At 40.0% G+C, this 17,686-nt stretch carries 10 protein-coding genes; all 10 read left to right on the forward strand.

Annotated elements, in window-relative coordinates; all coding sequences use genetic code 11:
- The first annotated feature begins 11 nt into the window (after positions 1–11).
- A complete protein-coding gene (locus tag G460_RS0119450) occupies positions 12–956 on the forward strand; it encodes a hypothetical protein (RefSeq protein WP_157366977.1) in 945 nt (314 codons plus the stop codon).
- Positions 957–962: 6 nt separating this feature from the next.
- On the forward strand, positions 963–1,829 hold the full coding sequence (locus G460_RS0119455) for a UbiA prenyltransferase family protein (protein ID WP_026956909.1): 867 nt from the start codon (positions 963–965) through the stop codon (positions 1,827–1,829).
- Positions 1,822–3,138, forward strand: coding sequence for an FAD-binding oxidoreductase (locus G460_RS0119460; RefSeq protein ID WP_026956910.1), 1,317 nt, complete (start codon positions 1,822–1,824; stop codon positions 3,136–3,138). Before G460_RS0119455 ends, G460_RS0119460 begins: the two co-directional genes overlap by 8 nt.
- 116 nt (positions 3,139–3,254) lie before the next feature.
- Positions 3,255–4,769 carry a hypothetical protein gene (locus G460_RS23365; protein ID WP_211226767.1) on the forward strand — a complete coding sequence of 505 codons (1,515 nt, stop codon included), beginning with the start codon at positions 3,255–3,257 and terminating at the stop codon, positions 4,767–4,769.
- Entirely contained in the window at positions 4,766–5,500 is a 735-nt protein-coding gene (locus G460_RS0119470; RefSeq protein ID WP_026956912.1) for an SDR family oxidoreductase, read from the forward strand. The genes G460_RS23365 and G460_RS0119470 overlap by 4 nt, the downstream gene beginning before the upstream one ends.
- Positions 5,501–6,634, forward strand: a complete 1,134-nt coding sequence (locus G460_RS0119475) for a hypothetical protein (protein ID WP_026956913.1) — start codon at positions 5,501–5,503, stop codon at positions 6,632–6,634.
- Positions 6,624–7,262 (forward strand): HAD-IB family hydrolase, encoded by a 639-nt coding sequence (locus G460_RS22300; protein ID WP_051316144.1) that lies wholly within the window; start codon positions 6,624–6,626, stop codon positions 7,260–7,262. The genes G460_RS0119475 and G460_RS22300 overlap by 11 nt, the downstream gene beginning before the upstream one ends.
- Positions 7,249–8,316 (forward strand): N-acetylneuraminate synthase family protein, encoded by a 1,068-nt coding sequence (locus G460_RS0119485; protein ID WP_051316145.1) that lies wholly within the window; start codon positions 7,249–7,251, stop codon positions 8,314–8,316. The genes G460_RS22300 and G460_RS0119485 overlap by 14 nt, the downstream gene beginning before the upstream one ends.
- Complete coding sequence (gene neuC / locus G460_RS0119490) at positions 8,303–9,445, forward strand: UDP-N-acetylglucosamine 2-epimerase (protein ID WP_026956915.1); 1,143 nt, start codon at positions 8,303–8,305, stop codon at positions 9,443–9,445. The genes G460_RS0119485 and neuC overlap by 14 nt, the downstream gene beginning before the upstream one ends.
- 153 nt (positions 9,446–9,598) lie before the next feature.
- Positions 9,599–17,671, forward strand: a complete 8,073-nt coding sequence (locus G460_RS0119495) for a PKD domain-containing protein (protein ID WP_157366978.1) — start codon at positions 9,599–9,601, stop codon at positions 17,669–17,671.
- Positions 17,672–17,686 lie beyond the last annotated feature (15 nt).

Genomic DNA, 17,686 nt, shown 5'->3' on the forward strand with positions numbered 1-17,686 from the left:
ATTTTACCCCAATGCAAATAGTTAATATTTTAAATGTTCCCAATTACTATTGTTCATACTATTTGTTGGGACTTGGCCGTGTAGCTAGACTAAAGTACACACCTTTACCTGAATTTGCGCATCTAAATGACAAGCCCTTTTTGGTGCTTGAGGTGAAAGGCAAAGTGATCGTCATAGAAAATGATGATCCTATAGGAGTAGATAAGCCTTCTTACGAATTGGCTGATCTGTACTTTGCTACCAATAAACTGAAAAGCCGTGAGGATTATAATTGGCCAAAAACAAGAGCTATTTTCCCTCATTATTCGATTGATAATTGGGGTCAGTATCTTCAACTTTTTGGAGTAAGGGGAGTAAGGGAGATCGGCTTTAAGGAGTTTTTGAGGCAAACGTATATTCTTTATAGGAGACCGGATTTTGTCAATTTGCCTTATAAGGAAAAGGAGGGGAATTATGTTTTTTTTGCGGGTAGTATATGGAAAAAGGAAAACTGGGCCAATCAGGTAAGGGCAGCTTTTGTCAAAGCCTGTCAAGCTAACTCTCACATTCAGTTTGAAGGAGGAATGAATCCACGATCAGATGGAGATTTATGTGGTCTTTCTCCTTCTGTCATGGACAAAAGATATACTCCTGAAGAGTTTGCTACAAAGTCCTCGCAGTCTGTGATTGGGTTTAGCAATCCTGCTGTGCTCGACGCGGTGAGTTGGAGGTTAGCCGAGTATATGAATTATGGTTGTTTTATTATTTCTTTTCCTTTCAAGATTGAAGTGCCAGTAGAGCCAGTTCATGGAAAGGATATCCACTACATTCAAGATGTTTCAGAGTTTGATGAGGTGATTACTTATGCAATGAAAAACGAGAAGTATCGAAAAAATGTATCAAAAGGGGCCAAAGAGTACTTTGAACGCTATTGTTTACCTGAGACTCAAGCCAAAATGATTCTAGATTCTATATAATTTTTTATGTTTTTAAAGGCTGTCTTTCGTCTCTTAAGGCCCAAACATTGGGCAAAAAACGTATTTGTTTTTTTTCCATTACTCTTTTCTGGTTCAATAGTTAGTTCTTTTACTTGGGATCTCTTATTGCTATTTATCGCATTTTGCTTCGCTGCATCTTCGATTTATGTAGTGAATGATCTGGTGGATGTGGAGAAGGATCGAATGCATCCTGAAAAGCGCTTTCGACCAATAGCATCCGGAGAGGTTTCTCCCAGTCAAGCAATTGGAGTATTCCTATGTTTACTATTGATAATTGGCACTTTAGGTTTTTTCCTGCAAATGAGTGCCTTTGTTTATGTGATATCTTATTTTTCACTTAACCTCTTGTATTCTTTTTATTTGAAAAACCTCTCAATAGTGGACGTTACCTGTATTAGTTTGGGGTTTGTTTTTAGAGTGATGGCAGGGGGAGCAGAATCAGATATTTATGTGACTAATTGGATGGTTATTTTAGTGTTTCTATTGACCATTGCACTTGCTTTTTCAAAAAGGAGAGATGATTTTAAAATCGGAGTAGACCAAACCAAGTTGCGTGTTTCTAATACAGGCTACTCATTGGTTTTTCTTGATATTGCTAAATCTATTTCTTTTTCAATCACTCTGGTAGCATACATACTTTATTCGATAGATCCCATTACTATAGCTAGTATGGGGTCTGATAAGTTGTATCTGACATCCTTTTTTGTGTTTTTAGGAATAATGCGCTACATCCAGATTTCTGTAGTTGATCAGGATGCTGGATCTCCCGTGAAGGTGCTTTATCAAGATAGATTTATCCAGATGACAATTTTAGGTTGGGTATTGACAATTGGTGTGATTCTGTATGGCTAAGCTGAGTAGTTGGGGAAATTATCCCTTGATTGAAGCAAAGGAATTTTATACCCATGAATTTGAGCCACTGTCGGATTATATTCAGTCGACAGAAACTTTTATTCCTAGAGGTAACGGACGATCCTACGGAGATAGTGCTCTAAATGGTAAAGTAGCGTCAATGCTTGGCTTTAATCGCATCCTGAACTTCGACGTAGTTAGGGGGGAATTGACCGCTGAAGCTGGAGTTCTCTTTAGTGACCTCTTGGAAGTATTGGTCCCCAAGGGCTTTTTTCTTCCTGTCACCCCTGGAACTAAGTTTATTACTCTTGGTGGAGCTATTGCTTCAAACGTACATGGCAAAAACCATCATAAAGAAGGAGCTTTCTCCAACTTTGTATTGGAGTTGGGATTAATGACCGCTCAAGGTCAATACATTATTTGTAGTCCAACTAATCACTCAGACATATTTCGGCAGACGATAGGTGGTATGGGCTTGACAGGAGTGATATTGTGGGTGCGATTTAGGTTGAAAAAAATTCAATCTTCCTATATCAAACAGGTCAATCATAAAGCAAAGAATCTGGGTGAGTTGTTGTCATTATTCGAATCTTGCAATTCGAGTACCTACTCTGTTGCTTGGATTGATTGTCAAAAAGGAGGAAAGGATTTGGGAAGATCCATATTGATCTTAGGGGAGCATGCTGATCTAGATGAGCTTGAGACTACTGATCAACGGAATTTCCCTTTAAAGTCTCATTCAAATAAACATGTGTCGGTACCATTTCATTTTCCTTCTGGAATGCTAAATCGATGGACCGTCTCGATATTTAATCATTTGTATTTTCATAAAGAGTTCCAAAGTAGCAGAAGCTTTCTGGCTCATTATGATCCTTTTTTTTACCCCTTGGACAAAATTCTTCATTGGAATCGGATTTATGGTAAAAAGGGGTTTCTTCAGTATCAATTTGTCATTCCATTTGAGGCAGGAGCAGAAGGACTTGAATTGATATTACAAAAGATATCTGCTTCTGGTTTTGCTTCATTCTTGGCAGTTTTGAAAACTTTTGGTCCTTCTACATCTTTGGAATCCGACATTTCATTTCCACAGAAAGGATATACACTCGCATTGGATTTTCCGGTGTCCTCAGGAATTTTTGAACTATTGGATGAATTAGATCAGCTTGTTTTAAATTTTGGAGGAAGGGTATATTTGACCAAAGATGCGCGAATGTCCCCAGAGACTTTTCAAAAAATGTATCCATTGGGCTTTCCAACTCAACCTAAATTTTCCTCTCTCCAATCACAGAGGCTTAAGTTACACATATGAATTTTAAACTTTTCTTTCTAAGCTTGGGGACCGTCCTATTGGGGTCTTTTCTGGCATTTTATGTCAATGGGTTTCCTACTGATGGGATTGACGATGCAAATATTTACATGGTTTATATGCGAAATTTTTCAGAAGGCCATGGATTTGTTTATAATGTAGGCGGAGAAAGGGTAGAGGGATTCACCTCTCTATTTTGGACCATTCTTGGTGCAGGAATATATCACTTTACTGATTCTATCGGGCCAGTTTTGATGCTTATTAATATAGTGGTGATTACTTATTCCATCTATAAATATTTGCTATTTATCCAGGAAAATCAACCTTATGGAAGTAAGTTGACTGTTCCATTTCAAGTTTTGTTTGCTTCATTGATAGTTGTCATTCCCGGCTTTTTTTCATGGACAGTGATTGCGTTATTAGAAACTGGGATTTGGTGTTCAGTTCTTTCTTTATTGTTATTGTTCGTTCTAAAGAATACTGGAAGGAGCAAAATATCAGATGAGATTTATTTCTGTTCTTTGATAGTGATCTTGATTTTGATTAGACCTGAATCATTGCTTTGGGGCTTATTTTTTGTGAGTGCTAGAGGCTTTAAAGTTGCATACGATACCAGAAATATACGTGCTTCTTTCTACCAGATGCTACCCGGTATTATTATTTACATTATCACGATAAGTATTCTAATCACGTGGAGGATTTCCTATTTTGGATTTCCTCTACCAAATACGTTTTATGCTAAGGTATCTGGTGACAAACTTCATAATCTACTTTATGGAGGCTTTTATCTATATAAAAACTTCCTTCACAACCCACTACTTTTACTGACTGCTCTTTTAGTGCTGATTAATATTAAAGCAATTTCTAAATCTTATTTGCTGATAATATTGACAGGGTTTTTTGGGGTGACTTTATTTATTCCACTTTATACGGGGGGGGATCATTTTGGAATGGGTAGGTTTATTCAGCCATCTTTACTTGGGGTTTACCTGTTATTGGTTTTGTTGATCTTTCAAAAGAGGCAGCTTAGTTTAAAAGAAGTTTCTGCTCTGGTTTTGTTTTTAAGTTTTACGTCACAGAATTCTTGGTATGAGTCCATTTTATTCAGATCCGGACCTATTTCGCATGAATTTGCTCTGGCTCAGAGTGGTAGGTCTAAGTCTGAAAGACTAAATAAGTTTTTTAGTTATGAGGACGATGGTTATCCTGAGATTGGCGTATTGACCGCGGGTGGTTCTGCCTATACCTATTTAGGCAAAACAAATGATTTGCTAGGCTTGAATAATTCTGAAATGGCTCATTTTGAGGAGGTAGGTGTTTCTTCGAATGGTCCTAAAAATCATAGTGGATTCAAGCAAGAAGTATTTTTTAAGCAAGAACCTGATATATTTTTTCTATCTCTGGAGATATTGGAAAATGATGACCCTAGACTGTATGAGCCTCTTACAATAGGTGAGTTTTCTAGAGAAGTATTTAAATCAATAGATAGCAATCCTGAGTTCGAAAATGAATTCGATGCTGTTGTTATTTCCAATTTGCATTTGGATTACTCTATCAAAACCTTTGCTTCTGAGGACTTTTTGGCCACGCTGGATGTGGAGGATTATAGTTACAAGAAAATATCGTATAAATGAAAACAGCTCTGATCCTCGGATCCAATTCCGACGTAGGAATAGCTTCCGCTCATAGATTTGCCAAAGAGGGCTTTGATATCTATCTAGCTACCCGAAATGTGAACCAATCACAGAAAAATTTGGCAAATGACTTGGCAATTAGGTATCAGATAAGTTGTGAAACCTTCCAGTTTGATGCCTTAGATACCGAGGTACATCCTCAATTTGTTGAAAATCTCCCTTTGATTCCGGATGTTGTCATCAGTGTATTTGGGGTATTGGGAGATCAGGAGCAAGCCTCTCGCAATTTTAAGGAAGCCGCTAGGGTTGTAAATACAAATTTTTTGGGAAATGTTTCAATACTGGGTCTGTTTGCTGAAAAATTTGAAGCAATCGGCTCAGGTAGTATAATCTGCATTTCTTCTGTAGCAGGAGAACGAGGTCGAAAAAGTAATTACATCTATGGAAGTTCCAAAGCGGCATTGACCTGCTATCTAAGTGGCTTGAGAGCAGAACTCAGTTCTTTTGGAGTGCATGTGGCTACTGTCATTCCGGGTTTTATCAAGACCAAAATGATTGGAGATATGCAAACCCCAGCACCTTTGACAGCACTTCCTGAGGAGGTGGGTGAAGCTGTATACAAGGCTTTTAGTAAAAAGAAAAGCGTCATTTATGTTAGAGGTATTTGGTGGTTAATCATGCTTATAATCAAACTAATTCCTGAAAATATTTTTAAAAAACTTAATTTTTAAATGAACCCAAATTTGGTTAAATGGGAGAAGCCCGTCTTTTTTTTGCTGGCCATTGGTTACGGATTCACTCGTAGTTTGAGATTTCCCAATGATTGGAGTGAAGCTCACTGGTTGATAACCTATGATATGGGTTTGTTAAAACGAGCTCTAGTAGGCACTCTATTGAATCCTATCTTTTCAAATATGGATGTTAGTCAAGTAGAATTGACTATCTCCTTATTTTCGTTCGTGTCAGTGATGATTTTTATCTGGCTTCTCTGGAAAGTTTATCAACCTCTACCACTTTTAGTCGGATTAGCAGTTGTGGTTTCACCCATGGTAGTGATGATGCTTCACCTCAATGGTTATTTTGATTTTCAACTAGTTTTCCTGGGAGTCCTAGCACTTTATTTGATTAAATATGAACAATTCATTTTAGCCTCAGTGCTTCTTGCCATCGGTATATTAATCCATGAAAACTGCATTTTCATTTCGATGCCAGCCGCTTTTTATGCGATTTATTCTCGGTATGATTTCTCATCAAAATTGACTGTTCCTGTATCCAAAGTATTTGCATTACCACTACTTGTATTCTTGAGTATTCTTGTTTTCACTGACAGGAATTCAGAAAGCAGTTTAATCCAAGAGAATATCATTACTGGGTTAGGTTACTTTCCTTTTGTGGCTTCAAAAATTGAATATGTAGCTTATTCATTTACTCACTCATTTGTATCCTATTTCAAGTGGAGGAGAAGTTTCTTAAATCCGGTCTATTTTATGGTTTTCCTCAATTGCTTGGGTATGTTTTTTTTGTTAGCGACTGGGAAGAAGAAACAAGAAAAAATAATGCTCGGTTTGATTCTGGGATTTCCATTGATTTTGCAGTTGATAGCAGTAGATACAGGCCGTATCTGGATCTTTCCATTGTTGATTGGTTTGCAGCTTATTTTGAATGGAGGGTTAGCAAATCTTGATTCGAGCAAAATTAAATTTGGAGCTGCTTGTCTACTAATTGTCAATTGCGTGTACACTATTCCATTAATGGATGATTTAGTAGATCGTGTGCCACTACTAATTAGATGTATGGTAGCAGCCCTGGCCATTTTTGGTCTTGGGTTTTATAAAAAAGAATTCTGGCTTGCTAATGAAAAATAATAAAGTTGCGGTATTTGATGTGGATGGTACGCTGACATCAAAGGATACTTTTTTGGAGTTTCTAAAATTTGTAAAAGGCAAGAATTTTTTCATTTGGTGTCTTATTGCTAACTCCCCCTACATTATTTTATACTATCTCAAATTAATTCCTAATTATCGCCTCAAAGAGTATTTCTTTAGTTTTTACTTCAAGAATGAGCCCGAAGAAGGAGTTTTAAAATTAGGGAGGGAATTTGCCTTGAGTCAATTTCCAAACCTGATTTATCGAGCCGCAAGCCAAGTTCTGAACTGGCATAGACAGAATGGTCATGAGGTAGTCTTTCTCACTGCAAGTTCGCCTATTTGGCTAGGACCATGGTGTTCTGAGCAAGGGATACATATTGCGGGTACTGATTTCGAGGTGTCCAATGGTAGATATACCGGTAAAATATTAGGAAAAAACTGCTACGGAAGAGAAAAAATCCCACGTCTAACTACAATCTTGAATTCCTTGAATATCCATGAAGTTGAATATGCGTATGGTGATAGTCCAGCTGATCAGTATTTTTTGAAGTTAGCTAAATATTCTATCCCATTTCCATTGACAAAAAAAATAGTTACAGAAAAAATAAATTATGTCCTATCATAAAAATCCAACTACCGGAAATGCCTATTTTGAGATTTCTGGACGAAAAATCGGTTATGATTTTCCACCATTGATCATCGCCGAAATCGGAATAAATCATGAAGGTTCACTAGCTACGGCCAAGGAAATGGTAGACGCTGCACATCGAGCAGGAGCTGAAATGGTTAAGCATCAAACACACATTGTGGAAGATGAAATGTCCAGAGCTGCTAAGAATACAATTCCAGGCAACGCCAAAGTGTCCATCTATGAGATCATGAAGCGATGTGCTCTAAACGAAGCAGACGAACTAGAGCTTAAAAACTATGTGGAAAGTAAGGGGATGATCTTTATTTCTACGCCGTTTTCAAGAGCGGCTGCAGATAGATTGATTCAATGGGACGTTCCAGCATTTAAAATTGGCTCTGGCGAGTGCAACAATTACCCTTTATTAGATCATATAGCTGCATTTGGTAAGCCAATCATCATGAGTACAGGTATGAATACGATAGAAAGTATTCGGAAGGCTGTTTCTGTTTTTGAAAAGCATGGTGTCCCTTATGCACTTCTTCACACGACAAATTTGTACCCTACTCCAGATCATTTGGTAAGACTGGGAGCGATGGTCGAGGTCCAAGAAAATTTTCCCAATGCAGTTGTTGGCCTGAGCGATCATACACTTAGTAATCATGCCTGTTTTGGTGCAGTGGCTTTAGGGGCTTCTATTCTAGAGAGACATTTCACAGATCACATGGACAGGCCAGGACCAGATATCGTCTGCTCAATGGATGAGAAAGCTTGTACAGAACTGATAGAAGGATCTAAAATTCTGCAATTGCAAAGGGGTGGAACAAAAGGTCCTGCAGAAGAAGAAAAGGTGACCATTGACTTTGCTTTTGCGACTATCTGCACGATCAAACCTATCAAGTCTGGTGAAAGCTTCAGTAAAGAAAATATATGGGTAAAGCGTCCCGGTAAGGGAGGGATTTTGGCGGAACACTACGAGGAGGTGATAGGGAAAGTGGCCAAAAGAGATCTAGAAACCGATATTCAGTTGCTTTGGGATGACATTGACTAAGCGAAAAATAGTTTTTCTAACTGGAACAAGGGCGGATTTCGGAAAGCTAAAATCTTTAATCGAAATCACCCGAAACCATGCGGAATTTGAAGTACATATTTTCGTGACGGGGATGCATATGCTGGAGGCATATGGATATACATATCTGGAAGTTAAAAAATGCGGGTATGACAATATTCATTCTTTCAGTAACCATACAGATGAAAAGACCATGGACCTCAGTTTGGCCAAAACAATTGAGGGATTTTCTTCTGTAGTGCGTGAACTTAAACCGGATTTGATAGTAGTACATGGCGATAGGCTAGAAGCAATGGCTGGAGCAATTGTTGGTGCATTGAACAATGTACTAGTTGCACATGTAGAAGGAGGGGAAGTATCTGGAACGATAGACGAATTGATCCGTCATTCTGTGTCCAAAATGAGTCACATACACTTTGTCTCCAATGTCAAAGCAAAGCAAAGGCTGATCCAAATGGGAGAACTTGAACAATCAGTTCATGTCATTGGATCTCCTGATGTGGATTTGATGCTATCTCCCAACCTGCCAAGTTTGGAAAAAGTCAAGGCCTATTACCAGATTGATTTTCCAACGTATGGTATTGCTATGTTTCATCCGGTGACGACCGAATATGCAAATATGAAATGCTATGCTCAAGAATTTGTTCAAGCAATTTTAGAAAGTGATCGGGATTATGTGGTGATTTTCCCCAATAATGATTTGGGAAGTGCATTTATTCTTGACGAATATAAACGATTAGAAAATCATCCTCGCTTTAGGGTTTTTCCTTCTATTAGGTTTGAATATTTTCTTACTTTATTAAAGAATGCGGAATTGATGGTTGGCAACTCTAGTGCAGGTATTCGTGAAGCACCTTATTATGGAATACCAGTAGTGAATATTGGGACGAGACAGCAGAATAGAGCATTGCATCAGGATATAATCAACTCTGGTTATCAAAAAGACGAAATTTTGCAAGGTATTCATGTCGCGAGTCAAAGCGAATTTGAAAAAGAAGATCTCTTTGGCAAGGGTAACAGTGACCAGCTTTTCTTAAATTCATTGCTAGAAGATAGGGTTTGGAATGTAGATAGACAGAAAAAATTCAATGATTTGCGATTGCTGGATTGATGCCGTCTTTGACTAATGGATGGTGGAAAATGCCAAATGTTATTTCTGAGTTTTTTGTCTCATTTGCTCGGCATGTTTTAAATTGGGTACGATATATGAGGCTTTTCTCTTTTATCCCTACTAGGGATGGATTAAGTGGAGCTGAAGGATTGCATGAAGAAAAGAATTACCCGACTAATTTCTCAAAGTAACCAAGTAGTGAAGGCACTTCTTGGAATGGCAATGCTATTGGCCTTGCCATTTTTTGTTTTTGGACAAGTCACGGTTCCTAGAGCCGGATTCCCATACTGTCAGCCATTTACTGGCACCACGGTGAACCCCAATTCATTGCCTTTTACAATTGCACGAGGTAATACAGTTATAGATTATGGGACCGGTCAAGTGTCTCCAGATGAAGATTTGATCCTAACAGGCAATGCACTTCAACTTACTTCTACAGTTTCTAATCGTAGGGGATATGTCTTAATTGATTTGCCATTTTCTTCTGAGTATGGAATTAAGGCATCTTTTGAATATTTTATTCATACACCAGGTGGTAATGGGTTGGGAGATGGAATTGGCTTTTTCTTGATTGATGGAGCTATAACTTCGAGTACTTTTCAGATCGGTGGAGTCGGAGGATCATTGGGTTATGCTCCTCATGGTAGTGATGGCGCTGGTACATACAGTACAAGTGGAATTACGGGAGGATACATGGGGATTGGCTTCGACGTCTTAGGAAATCATGGTAATTATCACGAGAAAAAATATGGTGGATTTCATGATCCAAACCAATTTAATTACACCAGCCCTCCATTGACAAGACAAATGTATCCTGATGGGATTACAATTAGAGGTCCATTAAATTCTGCTGATGTATCTAGAAGAAATGGCAGCCCCACGGCTGATGCTACTAATATCGCTTTGGATAGCTATCAGTTTGTGGAAGGTAAGATTACTTATTTTGATCCTACTCCTGGAGCATATTCCCATTATGGTGGGACCGAATATAGAGTTGTAAATGGTTCTGGAAATTTATATGTCACAAATCCTACCAAATTTCTGGGAATGAGTGATATGTTTAAAATTGGGTCAGGTTTACGTCCTGAGGATTTGAATTGCTCTTTTCCTTTACCAGATGGATATAGAAAGGTTTTTATAAACCTTGAACCAACAGGTAATCCAATGTCTCCTTACCTCATTTCATTAGATATGTTGGTGGGAAGTAATCCAGTACCTGTTAATATCTTTAATGGTGTGCCTTATACTAATAAGCCTGCTCCAGCCACCCTGAAAGTTGGTTTTACAGCCTCTACCGGTGGTGGGTTTTTTAGCACTCAGGAAATTAGAAATGTAGCAGTTCAGGTATCTAGTATTGAAGATCAAGCAAAGCCTTTGCCCCCTTCTTTATTTAGGGAGATTTGTGTGGAAGATCAGCAAGAAGTTGAGCTTCCATTTTGTGTAGAATTGCCTTCATCTTCCAATGCTTTTATTCAGTGTATTCAGCTTTATGATACTGATCCGGGGCCAGGTGATAATAATTTTGCTACAGATACTTATGAGTGCGGGCTATCTGGCTATTGCGCACAGCGTTGTAATGAAACCTTCAAAAGATTAGACGCAATTGATCCTCTAACCGGAAATAAAGTTGGAGAGTTTATTGGCGAATTGAGCGATGAAGTTGCCGTTGGTGAATTTAATCAAGCAGTGATTCGCTATGTAAGAACGGACATGAGTTTCTATGGCACCGTTACAGCTTGGTACAAGATTGTGGACAATTTTGGGCTTGAATCAGATGGTGTTCCTATTTCAATAACAATCAATCCTGTTCCTAAAATTCAAAGTATTGGAACCAAAACAGATGTGACTTGTGACGGTCAGGGAGATGGTTCTATTACAGGAGTTGTTCTTACCGATTTGGCTGAACCAGGTAAATATCAAGTTGAATTCTTGGATGACGCAAATAATGTAATTCCGTTTACTTTGGTCTCTGAGTCTCAACAAGCAAATGGTTTTTGGACAGCAACTTTTGATCTTACGGGACTTAATTTGGCGGCATACAGAGTGAGAGTAACCAATCCAAATGTGGCAGGATTAGGCGACCAATGCTCTGATGACTTTGATGAGGTTCCATCTTCTGATCCTTGTGATGCGGAATTTAATCTGCACGAATTGACCCAGCAAATGGGGACCCCTGTGGATTTGCAACCCTATGAGGATACGATTTGTGAGCTAAATGATGCAGTGGTTTCCCCTTCAATAGATCCTGTTTATAACCCAAATGGTCTTCCTGTTCCATTTAAGTGGTATGCAGACGAGAACAGGTCACAAGAATTGGTTACCGGATCTACAACCATAGATGGAGCCCCTGTAGATGTTGAGGTTGCAGCTGATGGTACTATCACCATCACTGGATTATTAGCTGATGGTACTAATCCGAAAACCTACTCTTTCTATGTAGAAACTGATTTCCGGGACAATAGTGGGAGTAATTCAGGTAACTTTTGTCAATATGATGGGACAGTTTCAACTGTAGCAACCATTACCGTTCATCCAGCTATCAACATACAGATAGTTGAAACTCCAGATTGGTGTCGCGAAAATATCGGTACTATAGAGGTGACTGCGATCGGAGGAACAGGTGCCAAGGAATTTTATTTGTATGAAGTAGGGAATACAAATCCGATTCAACAAAGTGGTGCGATAAATGGAACTAGTTTTACTTTCACTGGCCTTTACCCAGGTGATTATGAAGTAGAGGTTGTCACTCAAAACCCAACCTGTACCAATTTACTAAGTCCAATCACCGTTGAGGGACCTGAAATTCCATTGGCTCTTACAGAGGTTTCCAAATCAGAGGAATTCTGTGACCTTCAAAATGGATCTTTAACCTTTTCACTTTCAGGTGGAAATACTCCATACAATTCTATTCTAGTAGGAGGGGTAGATGTCAATACCTTGAGCATAACTCAGACCGGGGATAATTATCTAGTAGAAGATTTAGCTGGAGGAACCTACACCATCGAGGTGTTGGACGGCCAGAATTGTCCGATCAGTATTTCTATAGATGTTCCTTATGAAATTCCTTCTGAATTTGGAACGATACCGGATGAAGTCTGTGAGGGCCAAACGGCTACCGTACAGGCAGAAATAATTGAATTATCAACTTCTGCTCCAACTTTCAATTGGTTTGCGTCAGACGGAGCGGGAGGTTATCTACCGATTACAACATCTTCAACTTTTGACGGAGGGGCTTTTACTTTTGATGCCGCGACGAATTCCATGTCAGTTTCGGGACTTGCTGCTTCTGCTACACCGTACACTTATTATTTGGAAGTGACCGGTTCCAAAGTTTGTGACCAAGGTTTTATACCAGTTGATGTTATTGTGAATTTTGGGCCAGAGATGAGTCCTCCAACTTCAGACATGGTCACTTGTTTTGGTGCTGGAGATGGTGTCATTCAAGCTGTCATTCCATCAGGAAATTTGACTGATTTTGAATTTAGCCTTTCTGGTGACAATGGGGTAAATATTCCTTTTGCGGCAAACAATGGCTTGTTTGATAATTTGATTCCTGGCATTTATTCCCTTACGATGCAAAATGCAGAGGGATGTGCCACGACAATCGATGACTTGGAAATTACCGAGCCTACCGAAATTTTAATTCAAACTACAGATAAAATAGAACCTACCTGTGGAGAGGCTAATGGTATTTGGACATTTGCGGTTTCGGGAGGAACTCCAGATGGAAGCGGTAGCTATGAAATTAGTCTTGACGGAAGCCCAGTATCTTCATTGGGAACGGATTGGGAGGTAAATGGAACCAATGACTTTTCGATCCTAAATCTTTCTCCAGGTGATCATGTGATTACAGTTCAGGATGCAAACTCCTGTCCGATGGATTTGACCGAGACCTTCACAGCTCAAGCGATCCCGGTATTCGATGTGGCGGATGTGACTATCTGCGAAAATGAAGCTTCGGCCACTTTATCACCAATTATTGTAGATCAGGCTGGTTCTACTCCTGTGTTCGTCTGGTCCTATGAAGATCCGAGCAATCCAGGTTCCTATATCGATATTGCCAATAATGACAATATCAATGGTGCAACCCACACCTTAGTAGGTAACGACCTTCAAATTGCAGGTTTGCTAAATTCAGGTTCACCTTATACCTATTATCTGAAAGTTTCTGGAAACTTAGTTTGCCCGGCAGATCCTATTCCAGCTGTGGTTACAGTTTTGAAATTGCCTGAAGTTGTTTTCGAGCAAGATTCTGTCAGCTGTTTTGGAGGAAATGATGGAGGAATTAATCTGATCTCCAGTGACCCATCCGCAAATATGACCTATTCGGTTATGGAAACTGGTGCCAGTAATGCTACAGGTAATTTCACAGGCTTGGCAGCAGGAATTTATACCATCACGGCCCAAGAAAATGGAGCGCCATGTAGCAATCAATTTACCGTGGAGGTATTACAACCTTCAGAGCTTCAGTTGCTCAACGAATCTCAAATCGATCCTACCTGTGGGGATGACAATGGTTCGATCTCATTTGATCTAGTTGGAGGTACTCCAGATTATCAAGTGACAGTGAACGGAACACCGATAGAAGATTTCCCTGTCAATAGTAAAACGGGAGACACCTATGAGGTGAAAAATCTGGCTCCTGGTACCTATTCCGTTGCGATGGTGGATGCAAATGGATGTATCTTGACAAGAGATGATTTGTTTTCCCTGGTCAATGATGCCGGGATAGATGTCAGTATAAATCCGATTGCTGAAGAGATATGCGAAGGACAGGATGTATTGTTGGAGCTTGTTTTCCAAAGTCCACCACCAACTACTCCGACACTTAAGTGGTTTAAAGATTCGGAACTGAGCGAACCGATCACTTCTAGTCCTGATCCAGATGTGGATGGATTAACCTATCAGATTGTAAATGGCAATCTGACTGTCAGTGGACTATTGGCAGGAAGCCATGATTTCTATTTGGAGATCTCTGGAGCAGGTATTTGTACTTCTGTGGAGCAGGCAGGTGTGGAAGTTTATCCTGAACTAACAGCCACGATAGATTTGACAGATGAAACATGTTTCCAAGCAGAAGATGGCAGTATCACCGCAAATGGAGTTGGGGGAAATGGAATCTATGAATATAGCTTAAATGGAGCTGCTTTTTCAGCCACCAATGCATGGACAGATCTGCCTCAAGGGACTTATTCTATTTCAGTTAGAAATGATATCGGATGTACTTACTCCGAAGATGTTACAATTGGAGGGCCGACTTCAGCCATTTCTATCAATTCTCCGACCATCATCAGAAGTTCTTGTGACCTGGACAATGGAAGTATTGAGGATTTGGTGATATCTGGTGGTACACCTGCCTATTCTGTAGAATGGAGAAAGGGGAGTGCCACAGGTACGGTGGTTGCAGGTGATGAAAATGGAGCAATGGATTTGGCTCCGGATACCTATTACTTGCTTGTAACTGATGCCAGCAATTGTACGGAAGTGTTCGATTTCTTGGTAGAGGAATCCTCAGATCCTGTTTATGCAATCATACCGCCTATAGATGCTTGTATGGGGACTCCGGTGGAAATCAGACCCGTTCATATTGCCCCAGATCCATCACTTCCACCTGCCGCAGCCACGGAGGTGAGATGGTTTGCTGGTCCCGGACAAACGGATGAGATTCAGAACGGTCCAGATCCATCCAATCCATCTATTAGTTACACCATCGATGATTCTGATTGGCTGAATCCTGAATTGATAGTCGAAGGTTTACCTGCAGGAACTTATGATTACTATTTCTATGTGGTATGTACTGGGCAGGAAATCCAAATTGACATAACTGTGTATGATACACCTCAAGTGGTCTTGGATACAGAAGCCATTACTTGTTTTGGGGATACGGATGGTAAAGCAATGGTTCTTTCCGGAGGAATGGCCACATACACCTATAGTCTGGATGGTGGAGCTTCCATGGATCAATCTAATTTTGAAGCCTTGAATTTGGCTGCGGGAAGCTATCAATTAATCATCAGCACACCAGCAGGATGTGCACAAATGATTGATTTTGAAATCGAAGGTCCTGATGATCCGCTGGCTAGCTCTCCACTGACTAAAATAGATCCCGGTTGTGGAGCAAGCAATGGGAAGCTAGAATTGACTGTTACTGGCGGTTGGGTACCATATACTCTCGAAGTAATCAAAGATGGGACACTTTTGGAAAGCCAGACAGTAAGTGAAAACGATATCAGTCTCAATGGCTATTCCATTGGAGATTACCAAATCATCATTACAGATGCAGGAGGTTGCTTTGTGACGACCAATACTGTTACACTTGTAGATGGGCCTACCCAAATATTGATAGAGGAGGACGAAATCTGTGTAGGGGCCATAGCAACATTGACTCCTGTGCTGGATCCTGTAGCACCCGATGCCACCTTCCAATGGTATTTTGATTCTTCACTTTCTCAGCCCATCACCAGTAGTGCTTCTCCTGCTGCAGACGGGAAGATTTATCAAATAAATTCAACCACTGGTGAATTAACGATCAGCAATCTTCCAGAAAGTGGCACACCATACATCTATTATGTGACAGCATCTGGATCCAGTGTTTGTCCTGGTTTTATAGGAGAAGCTGAGGTAAGAGTCTTTGGCACACCTTCAGCAACTGCGACTGTTGTAAATGAGGTTTGTTTTGGAGATGGTGGCCAAATTACTGTCAATGCCACTGGAGGCTCAGGTAATTACACGTACAGTTTGAATGGGGCTGGATTTGTTACTGAAAATGTATTTGACGTCGCCACGGGCACCTATCAAGTGGAAGTCATGACCGCCGAGGGATGTTCTTTTGTGATTTCAGATATCCAAGTCACAGGTCCTTCAGCGGCCTTAGAAGTATCCGCTGTAGAGTCTGATAACCCAACTTGTGATCAATCCAATGGTGAAGTTAGATTCATCGTTTCAGGCGGATATGAGCCTTATGTCATTTCTTACACCAAAAATGGAATTGATCAGGGAACTGTTCCTTTGGCAAACTCTGGGCAAATTTCCATCCCCGGATTAGGAGAAGGTGAATATGAACTCCAAATAGAAGATGGTGAGGGATGTGTGATTGCGCTTCCAAGTCCAATTGAGTTGGTGGAGGTCCCTACTGTGATCACCGCGCCTGATGATTCGATTTGTGAAGGAGAAACAGCACAGATAACTCCGTCCTTGCCTCAAAATATCACTAATCCTGCTTTTTCATGGTCATTTGATGCTGCAGGTAATAATCCGATTTCTAATGGTACTTCCAATGGGGTTACCTACACGATAGCTTCCAATGGAGTTTTATCTATTCAAGGGCTAACAGCCGACAATTCACCTACCACCTACTATGTAACTGCTAGTGGCAATGGTATCTGCAACATCGTTCCAGAAGAGGTTGAGGTGTCAGTCTATGAGATACCTATCTTAAGAGTTTCAAATCCATCTGTTGTTTGTGATCCAGGAGGTACTGTTGATTTGACTGATTATATCGAAGGGTTCAATCCTTCTATCTATGACTATAATGTATTAAGCCCATCTGGAACTGCCATGCGATTGGACGAATTGGATCATGTGGCGATTTCAGGGGATTATCGAGTTAGCAGTTCCGCCAAAGGGTCCGATTGCTGGAATCAACCACAAAGAATCAGAGTTTTAATTGCCGAGACCTTACTTGAGGCTGAGTTTCAGTTTGAAGTCGATCTAGGCGATGGTACATTGATCACCAACGGCGATATTCAGATCCAAGAAGATGTTCAATTCGAGGATTTGAGTCTTGGAGATGCAGTAATCTGGAATTGGGATTTCGGAGATGGCTCTACTTCTTCTGAGCAGCATCCTATACACCAGTATCAATCCAAAGGTATCTATACTGTTTCATTACAGGTGATCGATTCGATTGGATGTGTTTCTACTTTCGAAATGGTGGTTCAGGTTTTTGATGATTACATGGTAATGTTTCCAAACGCGTTTACTCCAGACGGAGTGAAAAATCAAACTTTTAGACCTCAGCATAGAGGGATTGCGCAAATGGAAGTATTTATTTTCAATACTTGGGGAGAATTGATCTATCATGCCGACACCTTGGAAGATCAAGGCTGGGATGGTACCGTAAAAGGAACTTCAGCACCAAATGGCAACTATATCTATCGAGCTAAATTCACAAGCCGATCTGGAGAGAAATTTGAAAAATCAGGAGTATTTATTTTGATTAGATAGTTTTAAGTAGTTGGT

It is taken from the genome of Algoriphagus vanfongensis DSM 17529, assembly GCF_000429465.1.
In the GTDB taxonomy this organism is placed as follows: Bacteria; Bacteroidota; Bacteroidia; order Cytophagales; family Cyclobacteriaceae; genus Algoriphagus; species Algoriphagus vanfongensis.

What these genes read in the sequence shown, in the direction of transcription:
- G460_RS23365 (WP_211226767.1), top strand. Translation starts at nt 3,255, where the DNA reads ATGCGAAATTTTTCAGAAGGCCATGGATTTGTTTATAATGTAGGCGGA.
- G460_RS0119460 (WP_026956910.1), top strand. Translation starts at nt 1,822, where the DNA reads ATGGCTAAGCTGAGTAGTTGGGGAAATTATCCCTTGATTGAAGCAAAG.
- G460_RS0119470 (WP_026956912.1), top strand. Translation starts at nt 4,766, where the DNA reads ATGAAAACAGCTCTGATCCTCGGATCCAATTCCGACGTAGGAATAGCT.
- G460_RS22300 (WP_051316144.1), top strand. Translation starts at nt 6,624, where the DNA reads ATGAAAAATAATAAAGTTGCGGTATTTGATGTGGATGGTACGCTGACA.
- G460_RS0119455 (WP_026956909.1), top strand. Translation starts at nt 963, where the DNA reads ATGTTTTTAAAGGCTGTCTTTCGTCTCTTAAGGCCCAAACATTGGGCA.
- G460_RS0119450 (WP_157366977.1), top strand. Translation starts at nt 12, where the DNA reads ATGCAAATAGTTAATATTTTAAATGTTCCCAATTACTATTGTTCATAC.
- G460_RS0119485 (WP_051316145.1), top strand. Translation starts at nt 7,249, where the DNA reads ATGTCCTATCATAAAAATCCAACTACCGGAAATGCCTATTTTGAGATT.
- G460_RS0119495 (WP_157366978.1), top strand. Translation starts at nt 9,599, where the DNA reads ATGAAGAAAAGAATTACCCGACTAATTTCTCAAAGTAACCAAGTAGTG.
- neuC (WP_026956915.1), top strand. Translation starts at nt 8,303, where the DNA reads ATGACATTGACTAAGCGAAAAATAGTTTTTCTAACTGGAACAAGGGCG.
- G460_RS0119475 (WP_026956913.1), top strand. Translation starts at nt 5,501, where the DNA reads ATGAACCCAAATTTGGTTAAATGGGAGAAGCCCGTCTTTTTTTTGCTG.